General features: G+C 55.1%; 14 protein-coding genes. 10 read left to right on the top strand and 4 right to left on the bottom strand.

Annotated elements, in window-relative coordinates; all coding sequences use genetic code 11:
• Window positions 1-77 precede the first annotated feature (77 nt).
• From phoB to proY, 6 genes are all read left to right on the top strand, one after another.
• On the top strand, window positions 78-767 hold the full coding sequence (gene phoB / locus AC1UKS_RS16880) for a phosphate response regulator transcription factor PhoB (protein WP_013200999.1): 690 nt from the start codon (window positions 78-80) through the stop codon (window positions 765-767).
• Between the two features lie 23 nt (window positions 768-790).
• Window positions 791-2,104 (top strand): phosphate regulon sensor histidine kinase PhoR, encoded by a 1,314-nt coding sequence (gene phoR, locus AC1UKS_RS16875; RefSeq protein ID WP_482434613.1) that lies wholly within the window; start codon window positions 791-793, stop codon window positions 2,102-2,104.
• Window positions 2,105-2,122: 18 nt separating this feature from the next.
• Entirely contained in the window at window positions 2,123-3,049 is a 927-nt protein-coding gene (locus tag AC1UKS_RS16870; RefSeq protein WP_265909887.1) for a PstS family phosphate ABC transporter substrate-binding protein, read from the top strand.
• Window positions 3,050-3,224: 175 nt separating this feature from the next.
• Entirely contained in the window at window positions 3,225-4,328 is a 1,104-nt protein-coding gene (locus AC1UKS_RS16865; RefSeq protein WP_482434612.1) for a cobalamin-independent methionine synthase II family protein, read from the top strand.
• A 406-nt stretch (window positions 4,329-4,734) separates the two neighbouring features.
• Window positions 4,735-6,060, top strand: a complete 1,326-nt coding sequence (brnQ, locus tag AC1UKS_RS16860) for a branched-chain amino acid transport system II carrier protein (protein WP_482434611.1) — start codon at window positions 4,735-4,737, stop codon at window positions 6,058-6,060.
• 69 nt (window positions 6,061-6,129) lie between these two features.
• On the top strand, window positions 6,130-7,497 hold the full coding sequence (gene proY / locus AC1UKS_RS16855; protein ID WP_265909890.1) for a proline-specific permease ProY: 1,368 nt from the start codon (window positions 6,130-6,132) through the stop codon (window positions 7,495-7,497).
• Window positions 7,498-7,540: 43 nt separating this feature from the next.
• Here the strand turns inward: proY and AC1UKS_RS16850 are convergent, their stop codons facing one another.
• The 4 genes from AC1UKS_RS16850 to AC1UKS_RS16835 form a co-directional block, all read right to left on the bottom strand.
• Complete coding sequence (locus AC1UKS_RS16850; RefSeq protein ID WP_482434610.1) at window positions 7,541-8,830, bottom strand: histidine-type phosphatase; 1,290 nt, start codon at window positions 8,828-8,830, stop codon at window positions 7,541-7,543.
• Between the two features lie 94 nt (window positions 8,831-8,924).
• Entirely contained in the window at window positions 8,925-10,877 is a 1,953-nt protein-coding gene (locus AC1UKS_RS16845) for an acyltransferase family protein (protein WP_482434609.1), read from the bottom strand.
• Between the two features lie 331 nt (window positions 10,878-11,208).
• On the bottom strand, window positions 11,209-11,811 hold the full coding sequence (locus tag AC1UKS_RS16840) for a peroxiredoxin C (RefSeq protein WP_482434608.1): 603 nt from the start codon (window positions 11,809-11,811) through the stop codon (window positions 11,209-11,211).
• Window positions 11,812-12,006: 195 nt separating this feature from the next.
• On the bottom strand, window positions 12,007-12,588 hold the full coding sequence (locus AC1UKS_RS16835) for an ACP phosphodiesterase (RefSeq protein WP_482434607.1): 582 nt from the start codon (window positions 12,586-12,588) through the stop codon (window positions 12,007-12,009).
• Window positions 12,589-12,845: 257 nt separating this feature from the next.
• Between AC1UKS_RS16835 and queA the strand changes: the two genes are divergently transcribed.
• The 4 genes from queA to secD all read left to right on the top strand — a co-directional run bounded on the left by queA (window position 12,846) and on the right by secD (window position 17,356).
• Complete coding sequence (queA, locus tag AC1UKS_RS16830; RefSeq protein ID WP_482434606.1) at window positions 12,846-13,916, top strand: tRNA preQ1(34) S-adenosylmethionine ribosyltransferase-isomerase QueA; 1,071 nt, start codon at window positions 12,846-12,848, stop codon at window positions 13,914-13,916.
• An 83-nt stretch (window positions 13,917-13,999) separates the two neighbouring features.
• On the top strand, window positions 14,000-15,124 hold the full coding sequence (tgt, locus tag AC1UKS_RS16825) for a tRNA guanosine(34) transglycosylase Tgt (protein WP_013201010.1): 1,125 nt from the start codon (window positions 14,000-14,002) through the stop codon (window positions 15,122-15,124).
• A gap of 24 nt (window positions 15,125-15,148) precedes the next feature.
• Window positions 15,149-15,481 (top strand): preprotein translocase subunit YajC, encoded by a 333-nt coding sequence (yajC, locus tag AC1UKS_RS16820; RefSeq protein WP_013201011.1) that lies wholly within the window; start codon window positions 15,149-15,151, stop codon window positions 15,479-15,481.
• Between the two features lie 27 nt (window positions 15,482-15,508).
• A complete protein-coding gene (secD, locus tag AC1UKS_RS16815; protein WP_482434605.1) occupies window positions 15,509-17,356 on the top strand; it encodes a protein translocase subunit SecD in 1,848 nt (615 codons plus the stop codon).
• Window positions 17,357-17,365: the final 9 nt, after the last annotated feature.

The following is a 17,365-nucleotide window of genomic DNA, read 5'->3' as shown; positions in this document are numbered from 1 at the left end:
TCATAAAACTGTCATAAAACTGACGCATAATGACGCCGCAAATCCAGTGACATTCCGTCACAGTAGCAGGAGCAATAATGGCTAAGCGTATTCTGGTAGTCGAAGATGAAGCCCCAATCCGTGAGATGTTGTGTTTCGTGCTGGAGCAAAATGACTATCAACCGATAGAAGCGGAAGATTATGACAGTGCGGTTAATTTGCTTATCGAACCCTGGCCTGATTTGATCCTGTTGGACTGGATGCTGCCTGGTGGATCAGGCATTCAGTTTATCAAGCATTTGAAGCGTGAAGCGATGACCCGCGACATTCCGGTGATGATGCTGACGGCGCGCGGTGAAGAAGAAGATCGCGTTCGCGGTCTGGAAGTCGGGGCTGACGACTATATTACCAAGCCGTTTTCGCCGAAAGAGTTGGTGGCGCGGATTAAAGCGGTGATGCGCAGGATCTCGCCAATGGCGGTGGAAGAAGTGATTGAGATGCAGGGACTGAGCCTGGATCCTTCGTCACATCGCGTGATGTCAGACACCCAGCCGCTGGAAATGGGGCCGACGGAATACAAGCTGCTGCATTTCTTTATGACCCATCCTGAGCGGGTTTACAGCCGTGAGCAGTTGCTTAATCACGTCTGGGGCACTAACGTGTACGTCGAAGATCGTACCGTTGACGTTCATATTCGCCGCTTGCGTAAAGCGCTGGAACTGACCGGGCACGATCGCATGGTGCAGACGGTTCGCGGAACAGGTTACCGTTTCTCTGCACGTTACTGATCGTTCGCACTGGAGTCTTCACCGTGTTGGAACGCCTCTCCTGGAAGAGATTGTTGCTGGAAGTGGTGCTCGCCTGCCTTCCGGCCCTGATTTTGGGGCTGCTGGTGGGCTACCTGCCCTGGCTGCTACTGGTATCGGTGTTAGCCGTTTTGGGCTGGCATTTCGCTAATTTACTTCGTTTATCCCACTGGCTGTGGATTGACCGCAGCATGACGCCACCGGCGGGGCGTGGCAGCTGGGAACCTCTCTTTTATGGCCTTTACCAGATGCAGGCGAGAAATCGTCGGCGTCGGCGTGAGCTGGGCCATCTTATCAAACGCTTTCGCAGTGGCGCCGAATCCTTACCTGATGCGGTGGTATTGACCACCGAAGAGGGCACCATTTTCTGGTGTAACGGCCTGGCGCAACAGATGCTGGGACTGCGCTGGCCGGAAGACAATGGTCAGAACATCCTTAACCTGCTGCGCTATCCCGAGTTTACGCGCTATGTGCGGCAGCGCGATTTTACCCGACCGTTAACGCTGGTGCTGAACAGCAATCGTCAGCTGGAATTCCGCGTAATGCCTTACTCGGAAGGGCAATGGCTGCTGGTGGCCCGCGATGTGACGCAGATGCATCAGCTTGAGGGTGCCCGCCGCAACTTCTTTGCTAACGTCAGCCATGAGCTACGTACGCCGTTAACGGTGCTGCAGGGCTATCTGGAGATGATGAACGATTCGGTGATGGAAGGCCCGCTGCGTGACAAGGCCCTGCACACCATGCAGGAGCAGACCCGCCGCATGGACGGACTGGTGAAACAGTTGCTGACCCTGTCGCGCATTGAAGCCGCACCGGCGCTGGATCTGCAGGAAAAGGTCGACGTGCCGATGATGCTGCGTCTGCTGCAGCGTGAAGCGGAAACCCTGAGCCAGGGCCGGCACGAGATTCACTTCAATATGGACGCGGATTTGCGGGTGTATGGCAATGATGAACAGCTGCGCAGCGCCATCTCAAACCTGGTGTACAACTCGATTAACCACACCCCGGCCGGCACGCGCATTGATATCAGCTGGCTGAGAACCCCACAGGGCGCGCAATTCAAGGTGAAGGATAACGGTCCGGGCATTGCGCAGGAGCATATTCCCCGACTGACCGAGCGCTTTTACCGCGTCGATAAGGCCCGCTCGCGGCAAACCGGCGGCAGCGGACTTGGCCTGGCGATCGTCAAGCATGCGCTCAGCCACCACAACACCCGGCTGGATATTACCAGCCAGCCCGGCAAAGAGACCTGTTTCAGCTTCTCCTTACCACCAAGGTTGATTGTCAGCAGCGAGTTGGCACAGAATGCGGTTCGATGATCGTAGCGGAACCCTGTGATGAAAAAGCTGTTTCTGATGCTGCTGGCCTGTTTCAGCCTGACCACCCAGGCACAAGAGGGGATGCTGGCCGGTAACCTGACCAGCGTTGGCTCGGATACTCTCGGCAGCTTAATGACGCTGTGGGGCGAGAGCTTCAACCGGCAGTTTCCGGGCGTGAATGTGCAGGTGCAGGCCGCCGGTTCCTCTACCGCACCCACCTCGCTGGCGGCCGGCGCGGCGCAGATTGGCGCAATGAGTCGCCCGATGCAGGCGGTTGAGCGCCAGCTGTTCGAGGACCGCTATGGCTATCCACCGCTGGCCGTGCCGGTGGCGATGGATGCGCTGGTGGTGGTGGTCAATCAGGACAACCCGATCAAGGGACTGAATACGCAGCAGCTTGATGCGATTTTTTCCGTTACCCGCCGCTGTGGCGCGCTCTCCGCGGTGCATCGCTGGGGCGATGTGCAGTTAACTCAACCGGGCTGGGTATCCCGTCCTTTGCAGCGCTTTGGCCGCAATTCCGCTTCCGGCACCTGGGGCTTTTTCAAGCAGCAGGCGTTATGTAATGGCGATTTCCGCAACGATGTCGGGGAATATCCCGGCTCTGCGGCGGTGGTGCAGGCCGTGGCGGGCACGCTGAATGCCATTGGCTATGCCAGCATGGGCATTCATCTTAGCGGCGTGAAGACATTACCGGTGTCCCGCGATGGCCGGGACTGGGTGGCACCGGATGCGGCCAATATTCGCAGCGGGCGTTATCCTTACGCCCGCAAGCTGTACCTGTACGTCAATAAACCGCCCGGCAAGCCGCTGGAACCGCTTACCGCCGCGTTTCTTCATCACGTGTTATCCGCTGACGGCCAGGCGCTGGTCACCCAAGCGGGATATCTGCCGCTATCGCCAGAGCAGGTCAGGCAGGCGCGTGCGCTGATTGAAGACCGTTAATACCGGCCAAGATGAATTTTTTTCATGTCTGATGAATTTTCCTCGTTTGCGCCTGCTTTACTCTCGTGACACTCTTACGTCTGGACATGTAGACATCCAGAAGTCTAAGAATAACGATTCGTGATAATTTCAACGGTAAATTATGCGCGTGTGCGCAGGTCAGGAGTGACACAACATGCAAAGAGATTCAGCTCAGTATCGTGCCGAAGTGGTAGGCAGCTTCCTTCGTCCCGCCGCCATCAAACAGGCGCGCGAGCAGTTCCAGAAGGGTGAGATTGATGCCGTTGCCCTGCGTCGTATTGAAGATGAAGCCATTCGCGATGTGGTCACTCATCAGCGCGCCTGTGGACTGAAAGTGGTCACCGACGGCGAATTCCGCCGCGCGTGGTGGCACTTTGACTTCTTCGATGGCCTGGAAGGCGTAGAGCGCTATGAGTCTGAGCAGGGCATCCAGTTCAACGGCGTGCAGACTAAAGCGCACGGTATCCGTGTCACCGACAAGATCGCCTTCGGCAACCACCCTATGCTGGAAGACTTCCGCTACCTGAAAAGCATCAGCGGCGATGCGGTGGCGAAAATGACCATTCCGAGCCCAAGCGTGATGCACTTCCGCGGTGGACGTAAGGCGATCGACGCCAACGTTTACCCGGATCTTAACGACTACTTCGACGATCTGGCCACCGTGTACCGTGACGCGATTAGCGCATTTTATGCGGCCGGCTGCCGTTACTTACAGCTCGACGACACCGTCTGGGCTTACCTCTGTTCCGAAGATCAGAAAAGCCAGATCCGCGAGCGCGGCGACGATCCAGAACAGCTGGCGCGCATCTATGCACAGGTGCTGAATAAAGCGATCGAAGGCAAGCCGGACGATCTGACCATTGGTCTGCATGTCTGTCGCGGCAACTTCCGTTCCACCTGGATCTCCGAAGGCGGCTATGAGCCGGTGGCAGAAACTCTGTTCGGCACCGTGAATATTGATGCCTTCTTCCTGGAGTATGATAACGAGCGTTCCGGCGGCTTCGAGCCTCTGCGCTTTATCAAACCCGGCCAGCAGCAGGTGGTGTTGGGCCTGATCACCACTAAAGACGGTGAGCTGGAAAATCCGCAAACGGTGAAAGCGCGGATTGCCGAAGCGGCGCAGTTTGTCAGCCTCGATCAAATCTGCCTGAGCCCGCAGTGTGGCTTTGCCTCCACCGAAGAGGGCAACAGCCTGACTGAAGAGCAGCAGTGGGCGAAGCTGCGTCTGGTGGTCGATATCGCCAAAGACGTCTGGTAACCCTGCATCAACGTGTGTAAAAGGCGCGGAATTCCGCGCCTTTTGTGCATCATCAGCCCATTCCATGCAGAAATTAACCCCACGTTGCACAAATAAAATACAAATCATGTAAGGCATCCAGCCGATAACCTGAAGCGAACCACTGGCTGGTTCTTTTTTTGCAACATATCGCTCTGCTTTTCCGATCCCGCCTTGCCTTTCTGCCCTATAAACGGTTTACTTAGCGCCGTTTTTACGTTATCCCCCTGTAAACAGATTAAAATCAGCGCAAATCCGCTACCAGAGCGACCTCAGGACAGACAATTGCCCTGTATCGGTCTGAAATTCTGGCGTTTTTAGTGCAGGCAGGGTGATGAAGCTGACATCGCGACTTCACTTAACACCAGTACGGGCTAATTTTCTGCTTATGACGAATCGTTTAACTTCCAAAGACATCCTGGCACTGGGGTTTATGACCTTTGCGCTGTTTGTGGGTGCAGGTAACATCATTTTCCCGCCAATGGTCGGCATCCAGTCTGGTGAACATGTCTGGATTGCGGCTCTCGGCTTCCTGCTCACTGCCGTAGGTCTGCCGGTGATCACCGTTATTGCGTTGGCCCGTGTCGGCGGCGGCGTGGATGCGCTGAGTACGCCAATCGGTAAAGCAGCCGGTCTGGTGCTGGCGACCGTTTGCTACCTTGCCGTTGGCCCGCTGTTCGCCACGCCGCGTACCGCAACCGTCTCGTTTGAAGTCGGCATCGCGCCACTGACCGGTGACGGCTGGCTGCCGCTGTTTATCTACAGCCTGATTTACTTCTCGCTGGTGATCGGCATTTCCCTGTATCCGGGCAAACTGCTGGATACCGTTGGCCACTTCCTGGCGCCGCTGAAAATTGTGGCGCTGGCGATATTGGGCATCGCAGCGCTGATCTGGCCTGCTGGCGGCCTGGCCCCGGCGACCGAGGCGTATCAACATGCGGCGTTCTCCAGCGGCTTCGTTAATGGTTACCTGACCATGGATACGCTGGGGGCGATGGTGTTCGGCATCGTGATTGTCAACGCAGCGCGTTCGCGTGGCGTCAGTGACGCGAAATTGCTGACGCGTTATACCGTGCTGGCCGGTTTGATTGCCGGTGTTGGCCTGACGCTGGTGTATCTGGCGCTGTTCAAGCTGGGTTCCAACAGTTCAGCTATCGTTGATCAGGGCGCCAACGGCGCCGCTATCCTGCACGCCTATGTTCAGCAGACCTTCGGCGGCATGGGCAGCGTGTTCCTTGCCGCACTGATCTTTGTTGCCTGCATGGTGACGGCGGTTGGCCTGACCTGTGCCTGTGCCGAGTTCTTTGAGCAGTACCTGCCGCTGAGCTATCGCCAGCTGGTGTTTGTGCTGGGTCTGTTCTCAATGGTGGTGTCTAACCTCGGCCTGAGCCATCTGATTGCCATCTCCATTCCGGTGCTGACTGCGATTTATCCGCCGTGCATCGTGCTGGTGCTGCTGAGCTTTACCCTTAGCTGGTGGAACAAAAACACCCGCATTATTGCGCCAACCATGCTGGTAAGCCTGCTGTTCGGCATTGTTGATGCGATCAAAACTACCGGCTGGAAAGATTCGCTGCCGGCATTTGCCCAGCATCTGCCGCTGGCAGAACAAGGTCTGGCCTGGTTGCCGCCATCGCTGGCCATGCTGGTACTGGTGGCCGTGTATGACCGCGTCTCCGGCGGTCGTGAGCAGGTCAGCGCGCAGCAGAAATAGTCTTAACCCCGCGTCTTCTGTTGCCCGTGCGGCAGAAGACGCAGTCAGAGTGAAAGCAGAACCCGAAACATGACAAAAAATACGCTCAAAAAGGGACTGAGTACCCGCCACATTCGTTTTATGGCATTGGGATCGGCAATCGGCACCGGGCTGTTCTATGGCTCGGCAGACGCGATGAAAATGGCCGGTCCGAGCGTTATTCTCGCGTATATTATCGGCGGCGCGATTGCCTATATCATCATGCGCGCGCTCGGCGAAATGTCCGTCAACAATCCTCAGGCCAGCTCCTTTTCGCGCTATGCGCAGGACTACCTTGGCCCGCTGGCGGGGTATATCACCGGCTGGACCTACTGTTTCGAAATCCTGATTGTCGCCATCGCCGATGTTACCGCCTTTGGTATCTATATGGGCGTCTGGTTCCCGGACGTTCCGCACTGGATCTGGGTGCTGAGCGTGGTGCTGATTATCGGTGCCATTAACATGGCCACGGTGAAAGTGTTCGGGGAAGTGGAGTTCTGGCTGTCGCTGTTCAAGGTCGCGACCATTATTATTATGATTGTCGCCGGTATCGGCATCATCTTCTGGGGTATCGGCAACGGCGGTCAGCCGACCGGCATCCATAATCTGTGGACCAACGGCGGCTTCTTTGCCCATGGGGTGATCGGCATGGTGCTGTCACTGCAGATTGTGATGTTTGCCTATGGCGGCATTGAGATCATCGGCATTACCGCAGGTGAAGCGAAAGATCCTGAAACCTCCATTCCGAAAGCGATCAATACCGTTCCGCTGCGTATTCTGGTGTTCTATGTCGGCACGCTGTTCGTGATTATGTCGATTTTCCCGTGGAACCAGGTCGGCACCAACGGCAGCCCGTTCGTGCTGACCTTCCAGCATATGGGCATTGCGGCAGCGGCGGCGATCCTGAACTTTGTGGTGATCACCGCCTCACTGTCGGCGATTAACAGCGATGTGTTTGGCGTCGGACGTATGCTGCACGGTATGGCAGAGCAGGGCCACGCGCCGAAAATGTTCGCTACGGTTTCCCGTCGTGGCATTCCGTGGGTGACGGTGCTGGTGATGATGGCGGCGATGCTGGTGGCGGTCTACCTGAACTACCTGATGCCGGAAAAAGTGTTCCTGGTGATCGCCTCACTGGCGACCTTTGCCACCGTTTGGGTGTGGATTATGATCCTCTTCGCCCAGATTGGTTTCCGCCGCTCGCTGACCAAAGAGCAGGCGAAAGCGCTGAAGTTTGCCGTGCCAGGCGGCATTTTTACCGCCATCGTGGGCATCCTGTTCCTCATCTTTATCATCGGCCTGATTGGTTACTTCCCGGATACGCGGATTTCGCTGTATGTCGGTGTAGCCTGGCTGGTGGTGCTGCTGGTGAGCTGGCAGTTTGTGAAGAAAACGCTGAACAAGAACGCCAACGCTTAACCGCGCTAAGCGTTTAACAACCGCCCCAACGTGGGCGGTTTTTTTATGGCTGCGATGCGGATTGAGGGTAGTTGACCGGCACCCGACTTGAGCGATCTGTCGCCTGCTCGATACGCTGTAAGGTCGCGTCATAAGGGCACAGCGTGCCCACCTCGGTGCGTTTGCAGCCGTCGGGGTGCCATTCCGTGGTCAGCAACGGATCCCTGGCGCTGATGGGCGTCAGCTGGCGCAGTTGATCCAGACTTTGCGACTGGAAGTAGACCCGGAGAAAACGCGTACCGAGATTATCGCGCCAGCGTTCAAACACCAGGCTGCCGCCGGGCGGCAGATTGCCTCGCGGATAATCGCCCTGTTGCCAGCTGAAGTGCAGCAGCGTGCGCAGGTAGGAAAGGTTGATATCGCTGGCGACGAACAACAACCAGCGCACGTCGGGTGGCGCATCCTGCGACGGAGAGGTTTGCAACGCTTTGGCAATCTGATCCAGCAACACCGATCCGCCCCGGCGTGCGGCGGAAGGCAAATCGTTGGTGAAATCATATTTCGCCGTCAGCAAAGGCAGTAATGCGCTGACCCGGGCCGCGCTATCCGCCTGGCCAAACGCCACCTTGCTCAACGGCTGATCCTCACTCCAGGCTAAGCGGATGCTTTCTGCCATTGCCGCCAGGGTATCCAGCCCCTGGATAGCGATGCCGCCATTCGACCAGACGTTCAGTGTCCAGGGCCGATCGAATGCCGGGCAGGGCTGGTGATGCTGGCAAACGGCATGTTTGAGGGCGTCAATTTGTGGTTGCAGACGCTGCTGCGCCTGTTCGGGCGTGCCGCCCAGTGCGTCCAGCGCTTCCTGCTTATAGCGCGCCTTTTGCGACTCACTGACTTTATCCAAGGGGAAGGCAAACAGCGCATCGTCTTTGTCCAGCGCATGCACCGGAACGCCGCAGCCAGGGAACGCGGCCGCAGACCAGGCTTCTGCGCTGGCCTGAGTACGCTGCAACGGACTGGAACGGATATAGACGTCGCCAGGGAATGGGCAGCCGGCTTTTAGCACGCCCAGCTGGCGATAGCGCCCGGCTTCATAGCGGGCCTTTAACCAGACGGCGGTGTAACCGTGGCCGGTCAGGTTGCCGTCGGCCGTTAACCAGCGCGGCCAACTGCGCTGCGTGCCCGCTTCAATCGACTGACGATCGCCTGACGTTGGCGGCCGCACGCCATGGCGGCTGACTTCGACCACTTTTTCCAGCGTGTAATCTTCCGCTTTCGCCGCGACGCACGGGCTGAAGACCCCGCACAGAAGAGAAACCATCAGGGTGATCACAAGGGAGAGTTTAGCGTCCATGTTTTCCTTTGCTTAGCATTGAGTCAGGGGCGTGCCAGGCCCCTGACAGTAACGCAATCGTCAGGCCATTGAAACCGTGACGCTTTAGGCAAGGCTACAAATTGTTGCCCAGCGCAATGCTGCTGCCCAGATCGGTCAGGTGATGGGTGTCGTAGTAAAGCGGCAAGCCTTTACTGGCAATCAGACAGCCTTGTTGCGTGCATAAATTCTCTTTCAAATTGAGCACTTTTACGCCCGGCTGCGCATAGGCGACGAGGATTTTATTGATTTTATCTTCCGTCAGATGAAAACGCAGCGTGCGGTCAGCAGCCGTATTTCCGCCAGAGTCGTTACTCAGCCACGCGTTAATTTTCGCCCGCAGCGGGATATTCTGGGTAATGCTGTAACGCAGGGGATCGATATCCAGACTCGGCACATCTTCCACTATCGTCACTTTCTTATTCGCCGCGCGTAATAGTTTGACCGCATTACCCAGCCCCTGATCGAGCGCCAGATAATTATCCTTTTGTTTCCCATCGATTGAGCGATAGCCATAGCCGGGAATTAATGAAAAACCGGATGACCAGAATGCGGTAATCACCACTTCGTCGACCTTGTCACTGAGTAACGTTTTCATCACTTCTTTATTAAAGGCGGTACATTGGTCGCCCTGTTCAGGATGATCCAGCATATAGCGGCTGCTGCCAATCAAAAATGGACAGGAGGATTTGGTCATCTGGAATAAGGGCTTTTTATTTTTTAAGGCATATTGCGCTACCGCCGAGCGCAGCGCCGCAGCATGGCTGTCGCCCACCAGCGCCACAGCCGGCACTGCTATCGCCGGCATACACAGACTATTGGTTGACGGCAGGTTGGCACCATAGGTTAACAGGCAGGGATTGGTTTCCGCCTCGACCTTAAAAAGCTCACCGTTGTTCACCAAGTCGTTGACGCGATATTTCAGTCCGCCGGTCATATAGATAGAAACGAATGACAGAATACCGACCACGCATAAAATCGCGTAGGACGTTATAATACGCTGTTGCGGCTGGGCCGGACGCCGGAACGGCTTCTCGACAAAGTACCAGGAAAAGGTGGCAATCAGCAGTGCACCAGCGCTGATGGATAATCCCTGCACCACGCTTAAAGGTTCGTTCGCGCTAATACGGGCCAGGCTCAGTAACGGCCAGTGCCACAAATACCATGAGTAGGAAACCTTGCCGATAAATACCATCAGCGGGTTTTCCAGCAGAGTCTGGTGCAGGCGGTTATGGGTAAGAATAATCAGCACCGCGCCGACCACCGGCATCAGCGCGAGGAAGCCGGGAAAAGCACTCTCTTTATCGAGGAAAAACACCGGCAGCAGGATTAACAGCAGGCCCACCAGCGTCAACGGCACGCCTTTGCTGCCGGTCACCGGCTGGTTGCGCCACAAAGCCAACAGCACCCCTGCACCAAGCTCCCACGCCCGGGTGTGCAACAGGTAAAACGCGCTGTTGCCGTTGATCGGGGTGATGATAATACCCGCGACCAGCGAGGCCAGACTGAGAGTAACAATGACCGCTTTCAGTGAAAATCGTAACCGGTGGGCAATAATCATCAATGCCGGCAGCACAAAATAAAATTGCTCTTCAATGCCCAGCGACCAGGTCATCAGCATCGGATTGAGGTCGGCGTTAGGATTGAAGTAATCAATGCCTTTCAACAGCATGACGTTGGGAATAAACAGCAATACGGCGGTGACATACTTTGCCAGATCGCGGAATTCCAGCGGTGACAAAATGCTGTAGCTTAATGCGGTGATGCAAAACAACATAAAGAACAGGGCGGGGGCAATACGGCGGATGCGTCGAACGTAAAATTGATAAAAGGTGAAGGTGTTATTGCTTATTTCTCTGGAGATAATGCTGCCAATTAAAAATCCAGAAATAACAAAAAATACGTCAACGCCAATAAATCCGCCTGATAACGCGCCGACGCCAGAGTGGAATAAGACCACCAGCAGGATTGCGAGGGCCCGCAGCCCGTCGATGTCTTTGCGATAGGAAAAAAGATGCACACTCTTCATGGTCACTGATCCCAAAAATACGAAGTATTGCCGTTAATGAAAAACCGAAAATAACAACTGATTACCCCACACGCGGTACTGACGTCTGTCAGGCCACCTGAGGAGTAAGCCGCTATGAATAATTGGACTAATTTTCATATCAGGCTATGGCAATAGGCAGGGATTTCCAATATGGAGAAACAAATATAGATATTCCTGACGGAATTATCTCAAAAAGACCGGCGTTAATTTCGGCTAAGCAGAGGGGAACTAACAATTAAGTGAGAAAAAATGATGGAGCGCAGAAAAGAAAAAGGCCCGCCGAAGCGAGCCTTTTCGACAGCGGACGCTATTACAGCTTAGCCGCGTTCGCAGACAGGTATTTGGCCACGCCGTCTGGCGACGCGCCCATACCTTCTTTTCCTTTTTCCCACTGAGCCGGGCACACTTCGCCGTGCTCTTCGTGGAACTGCAGCGCGTCAACCATGCGCAGCATTTCGTCAACGTTACGGCCCAGTGGCAGATCGTTAACAACCTGGTGGCGAACCACACCGGCTTTGTCGATCAGGAATGAACCGCGCAGTGCAACGCCAGCGTCCGGATGTTCGATACCGTATGCTTTCTGCACTTCACGTTTGATGTCAGCAACCATGGCGTATTTCACTTCGCCGATGCCGCCTTTTTCGATTGGGGTTTTGCGCCATGCGTTGTGCACAAACTCAGAATCGAAAGAAACGCCGACAACTTCAACGCCGCGCTTCTGGAATTCTTCATAACGCTTGTCGAAAGCAATCAGTTCAGAAGGACAAACGAAGGTGAAGTCCATTGGCCAAAAGAACACAACGGTGGCTTTACCAGCGGTGTGTTTTTTAAAGTTGAAGTTCTCAACGATTTCACCGCTGCCCAGCACAGCTGCGGCAGTAAAATCTGGGGCTTGACGAGTTACCAGGACCATGTTCACTCCTGTAGAGAGAAGGGGGTTAATGAGACGAATCGCTTGCAGTATAAGAGCGATATCGGGACAGGTGCCAGCGTAAAACGCTGATTGTTCAGATAGGTAAAACCTATCAAAAAATTAAAATGCTTAAAGCAGCCTCATACAATAACCGTTTTCGCCAAAAGGGCAAGCGACAAACGTCCCATCCGGCTTTTACAACGCTTTATGCACGGCTTTATCCATCATACGCGGATAAAACTGCCAAAAAAATCCATCAAGGACTTGATAATTATCAATAAAGTCGTCGAACGAATCTTCCAGCGCGGCCAGGCGCGGGCGACGGCTGGCCATGCCCCGTAGCACCGGCTGCAGATAATTGGCGTCGGCATACTTCTCCATCCAGCGATCGGACCATAAATAACGGTTAAGATTCTGGAATCGCTCGGGTGTCGAGGCTAATTCGGGGGCGATCACAGATTTTGCCTGAGCCAAAAAAACTGGCAAGGAAATTTCCGGAACGATTTTATCCCAGTTTCGTGACAGAAAATGATCCCAGATCACGTCGAGAGTGATGGGGGAGACGCGGCGGGTTTCGGCACGGAAAAAGTCACGTGCAGCACGAACTTCCGGCAGCGCGTCGGTCATCACGTCAATGCGACGATGATGCAAAATGCCCTCGGCAACCGGCGTCGGCCAGTCGTTATGCGGATTGCCCCGCACAAAATCGGCCATCAGATTGCCTAACAGGGAGCTTTCGGCCAGCGAGGCCAGGTGGAGATGCGCAAGAAAGTTCATGGCGTGAGTATATCGCCTTATCCCTTCACGTTGTACCCGTGTTCACTGCGTTCTCTCACCTGAATCACTTACTTAAGTAAGCTCATCAGGATTGGTTCTCTTGCTGCCTTGGTACAACGGCAAGGGCGTTGGCTGGTGCAAAGAGGCCTGTATCAGGCAGCTCTGGAAGTGTTCCGGGCGCGTGCGGCATTAGATTGTTTAGAAATGGCGGGATTTCAGCTAGAATGTGCGCCCTGATTTCCCAACAGTGAATGACCATGCGCGTTGCCGATTTTTCGTTTGAGTTGCCCGAATCTTTGATTGCCCATTATCCGCAGGCCCAGCGCAGCGGATGCCGTCTTCTTTCCCTTAATGGACCGGACGGTGAGTTGTCTCATGGCATCTTTACGGATTTGCTGGATAAGCTCACCCCTGGCGACCTGCTGGTGTTCAACAACACCCGCGTTATTCCTGCGCGCGTGTTTGGCCGCAAAGTCAGCGGCGGTAAAATTGAAGTGCTGATCGAGCGCATGCTTGATGATCATCGCGTACTGGCCCATGTGCGGGCGTCGAAAGCGCCTAAGCCGGGTGCAGAGTTACTGCTCGGCGATGATGAAAGCGTCAAAGCGACGATGGTTGCCCGCCACGATGCGCTGTTTGAACTGCAGTTTGACGATGAGCGCGCGGTGCTGGATATCCTCAATGCGGTGGGTCATATGCCGCTGCCGCCTTATATCGACCGTCCTGATGAAGATGCTGACCGTGAGCTGTATCAGACCGTCTACAGCCAGCGCCCGGGCGCTGTCGCTGCGCCAACGGCCGGCCTGCATTTCGATCAGCCCATGCTCGACGCGCTGCGTGAAAAGGGCATCGAAACGGCCTTTGTCACCCTTCACGTTGGGGCAGGGACCTTCCAGCCCGTGCGGGTAGACAGCATTGAAGACCACATTATGCACGCGGAATATGCCGAAGTGCCGCAGGATGTGGTGGATGCGGTGCTGGCCTGTAAAGCCCGTGGTAACCGCGTGGTGGCTGTTGGCACCACCTCCGTGCGTTCGCTGGAAAGCGCCGCGCAGGCGGCTCAGGATGCGCTGATCGCGCCGTTCTTCGACGATACCAAAATCTTTATTTTCCCCGGCTACCAGTATCAGGTGATTGATGCGCTGGTGACCAATTTCCACCTGCCGGAGTCCACACTGATTATGCTGGTCTCGGCGTTTGCGGGTTACCGCAATACGATGCACGCCTACCAGCAGGCCGTGGCAGAGCAGTACCGATTCTTCAGCTACGGCGATGCGATGTTTATTACCCGCAATCCCGAGGCTGTTACCGAGCAGGTTGGCGAATAACATCCAACCGGCAGTATCCTCAGCCGTGCACCCTGTGCGGCTGTTAACACTTAACATCAGACTGTATCTCTGGTGGAGGCAACGTGAAGTTCGAATTAGATAAAACTGACGGGCGCGCGCGCCGTGGCCGTCTGATCTTCGATCGCGGCGTGGTGGAAACCCCGGCATTTATGCCCGTGGGCACCTACGGCACGGTAAAAGGCATGACGCCGGAAGAAGTGATTGATACCGGTGCACAGATCATCCTCGGCAACACCTTCCACCTGTGGCTGCGTCCTGGCCAGGAAGTGATGAAACTGCACGGCGATCTGCATGACTTTATGAACTGGAAAGGCCCGATCCTTACCGATTCCGGCGGCTTCCAGGTGTTCAGCCTCGGCGACATCCGTAAAATCACCGAAGCCGGCGTGCATTTCCGCAACCCGATCAACGGCGATGCGATATTCCTCGACCCGGAAAAGTCGATGGAGATCCAGTACGATCTGGGTTCTGACATCGTGATGATCTTCGATGAATGTACGCCCTATCCTGCTGACTGGGATTACGCCAAGCGCTCGATGGAGATGTCACTGCGCTGGGCGCAGCGTAGTCGCGATCGCTTTGATTCTCTTGAGAATAAAAATGCGCTTTTCGGCATAATCCAGGGTGGAGTTTACGAAGATTTACGAGATGTCTCGGTAAAAGGGCTGGTAGAGATTGGCTTTGATGGTTACGCTGTGGGCGGCCTGGCGGTCGGTGAGCCAAAAGAAGATATGCACCGTATTCTGGAGCATGTTTGCCCGCAGATCCCGGAAGACAAACCCCGTTACCTGATGGGCGTCGGTAAACCTCAGGATTTGGTGGAAGGCGTACGTCGCGGAATCGATATGTTCGACTGCGTGATGCCTACCCGCAACGCGCGCAACGGCCACCTTTTTGTGACCGACGGCATCGTAAAAATCCGTAATGCGAAGTATAAAGATGACACCGCAACGCTGGATGCGGAGTGTGATTGCTACACCTGTCGCAATTACAGCCGTGCCTACTTGCATCATCTTGATCGTTGTAACGAAATACTGGGTGCGCGTCTGAACACCATTCACAACCTGCGCTATTACCAGCGTTTAATGGCTGGTTTACGTCAGGCGATTGAAGACGGTAAGTTAGAGCACTTTGTGACTGAATTCTACGACCGGACGGGTAACACGGCTCCGCCACTATCCGTTTGATAATTAAACAATGAGGGAAATTTAATGAGCTTGTTCATTTCTGACGCAGTGGCAGCAGCTGGCGCGCCGTCTCAGGGAAGTCCTTATTCACTGGTTATTATGCTGGTGGTTTTTGGTCTGATTTTCTACTTCATGATCCTGCGCCCGCAGCAAAAACGCGGTAAAGAGCACAAGAAGCTGATGGACTCCATCTCCAAAGGTGATGAAGTGCTGACCACCGGTGGCCTGGTTGGCCGCGTCACCAAAGTGGCTGACACCGGTTATGTTGCTATCGCGCTGAACGAAACTACTGAAGTGGTAGTTAAACGTGACTTCGTGGCTGCCGTTCTGCCGAAAGGTACGATGAAGGCGCTTTAATTTTTTGTTTTCCCTAAGGGAACTGCCGTGTTAAACCGTTATCCTTTGTGGAAGTACATCATGCTGATCGTCGTGTTAATCGGCGGCCTGCTGTACGCACTTCCCAACCTGTATGGTGAGGATCCGGCCGTTCAGATCACTGGTGCGCGCGGAAGCGCCGCCAGTGAGCAGACGCTGGTTCAGATCCAAGATGCCTTGAAGCAAGATAATATCCAGAGCAAATCCATTGCGCTGGAAAATGGCGCAATTCTGGCGCGTTTCGCAAACGGTGACGTGCAGCTGCGTGCCCGTGATGCCATTACCAAAGTGTTGGGTGATGACTTCGTTGTCGCGCTTAACCTTGCTCCCGCAACGCCAACCTGGCTGACCTTGCTGGCCGCAGAGCCGATGAAACTCGGTCTCGATCTGCGCGGCGGCGTACACTTCCTGATGGAAGTCGATATGGATACCGCTCTGGGTAAACTCCAGGAGCAGAACATCGATAACCTCAGAAGCGATCTGCGTGACAAAAACATTCCTTACACCAACGTTCGCAAAACCGACAATTACGGTCTGGAAATTCGTTTCCGTGATGCCGCGTCGCGTGATGCTGCCGTCAGCTATCTGTCGGACCGCCATCGTGACCTGGTGATCAGCGGAACCAGCGGTAATACGCTGCGAGCGGTGATGACTGACGATCGTCTGCGTGAAGCCCGTGAATATGCGGTTCAGCAGAACATCAATATCCTGCGTAACCGTGTTAACCAGCTTGGCGTAGCCGAACCGCTGGTTCAGCGTCAGGGTTCTGATCGTATTGTGGTTGAGCTGCCTGGTATCCAGGACACGGCCCGTGCGAAAGAAATTCTGGGCGCGACCGCCACGCTGGAATTCCGTTTGGTGAACACCACTGTTGATCCAACCGCTGCGGCTAACGGCCGTGTTCCGGGTGATTCAGAAGTGAAAAACACCCGTGACGGTCAGCCAGTGACCCTGTACAAGCGCGTGATCCTGACCGGTGACCACATTACTGACTCCACGTCGAGCCAGGATGAGTACAACCAGGCACAGGTGAACATCTCGCTGGACAGCGCGGGCGGTAACATCATGTCCAACTTCACCAAGGATAATATCGGTAAGCCGATGGCAACGCTGTTTGTGGAATACAAAGACAGCGGTAAGAAAGATGCCAACGGCCGTGCGATCCTGGCGAAGCAGGAAGAGGTGATTAACGTTGCGAACATCCAGTCCCGACTGGGTAACAGCTTCCGTATTACCGGCATCAGCAACCCGAACGAAGCTCGCCAGCTGTCACTGCTGCTGCGTGCCGGTGCGTTGATTGCACCAATCCAGATTGTTGAAGAACGTACCATTGGTCCAACCATGGGTGCGCAGAACATCACTCAGGGTCTGGAAGCCTGTCTGTGGGGCCTGATCGCCTCTATCGTGTTTATGGTGGTTTACTACCGTAAGTTCGGTGTGATCGCCACCTCGGCGCTGGTGGCTAACCTGGTGCTGATTGTCGGCATCATGTCGCTGCTGCCGGGTGCAACGCTGACCATGCCGGGAATTGCCGGTATCGTTTTGACGCTGGCGGTTGCGGTGGATGCGAACGTACTGATTAACGAGCGTATCAAGGAAGAGATCAAGAATGGACGTTCCATTCAGCAAGCTATCCATGAAGGCTATAAAGGCGCGTTCTCCAGTATTGTCGATGCCAACGTCACCACGCTGATCACTGCAATTATTCTGTATGCGGTGGGCACCGGGTCAATCAAAGGCTTTGCAATTACTACCGCGATTGGCGTCGTGACCTCAATGTTTACCGCCATTGTCGGTACCCGTGCCCTCGTCAACCTGTTGTACGGCGGCAAACGCATCACCAAGCTGTCAATCTGAGGAGTGCGT

Source organism: Erwinia sp. AK-PDG3-5, from assembly GCF_056821705.1.
Note: the sequence above shows the minus strand (reverse complement) of the source record. Positions and strands in the feature narration are given on the sequence as shown.

What these genes read in the sequence shown, in the direction of transcription:
- phoB (WP_013200999.1), top strand. Translation starts at nt 78, where the DNA reads ATGGCTAAGCGTATTCTGGTAGTCGAAGATGAAGCCCCAATCCGTGAG.
- AC1UKS_RS16870 (WP_265909887.1), top strand. Translation starts at nt 2,123, where the DNA reads ATGAAAAAGCTGTTTCTGATGCTGCTGGCCTGTTTCAGCCTGACCACC.
- AC1UKS_RS16865 (WP_482434612.1), top strand. Translation starts at nt 3,225, where the DNA reads ATGCAAAGAGATTCAGCTCAGTATCGTGCCGAAGTGGTAGGCAGCTTC.
- brnQ (WP_482434611.1), top strand. Translation starts at nt 4,735, where the DNA reads ATGACGAATCGTTTAACTTCCAAAGACATCCTGGCACTGGGGTTTATG.
- proY (WP_265909890.1), top strand. Translation starts at nt 6,130, where the DNA reads ATGACAAAAAATACGCTCAAAAAGGGACTGAGTACCCGCCACATTCGT.
- AC1UKS_RS16850 (WP_482434610.1), bottom strand. Translation starts at nt 8,830, where the DNA reads ATGGACGCTAAACTCTCCCTTGTGATCACCCTGATGGTTTCTCTTCTG.
- AC1UKS_RS16845 (WP_482434609.1), bottom strand. Translation starts at nt 10,877, where the DNA reads ATGAAGAGTGTGCATCTTTTTTCCTATCGCAAAGACATCGACGGGCTG.
- AC1UKS_RS16840 (WP_482434608.1), bottom strand. Translation starts at nt 11,811, where the DNA reads ATGGTCCTGGTAACTCGTCAAGCCCCAGATTTTACTGCCGCAGCTGTG.
- AC1UKS_RS16835 (WP_482434607.1), bottom strand. Translation starts at nt 12,588, where the DNA reads ATGAACTTTCTTGCGCATCTCCACCTGGCCTCGCTGGCCGAAAGCTCC.
- queA (WP_482434606.1), top strand. Translation starts at nt 12,846, where the DNA reads ATGCGCGTTGCCGATTTTTCGTTTGAGTTGCCCGAATCTTTGATTGCC.
- yajC (WP_013201011.1), top strand. Translation starts at nt 15,149, where the DNA reads ATGAGCTTGTTCATTTCTGACGCAGTGGCAGCAGCTGGCGCGCCGTCT.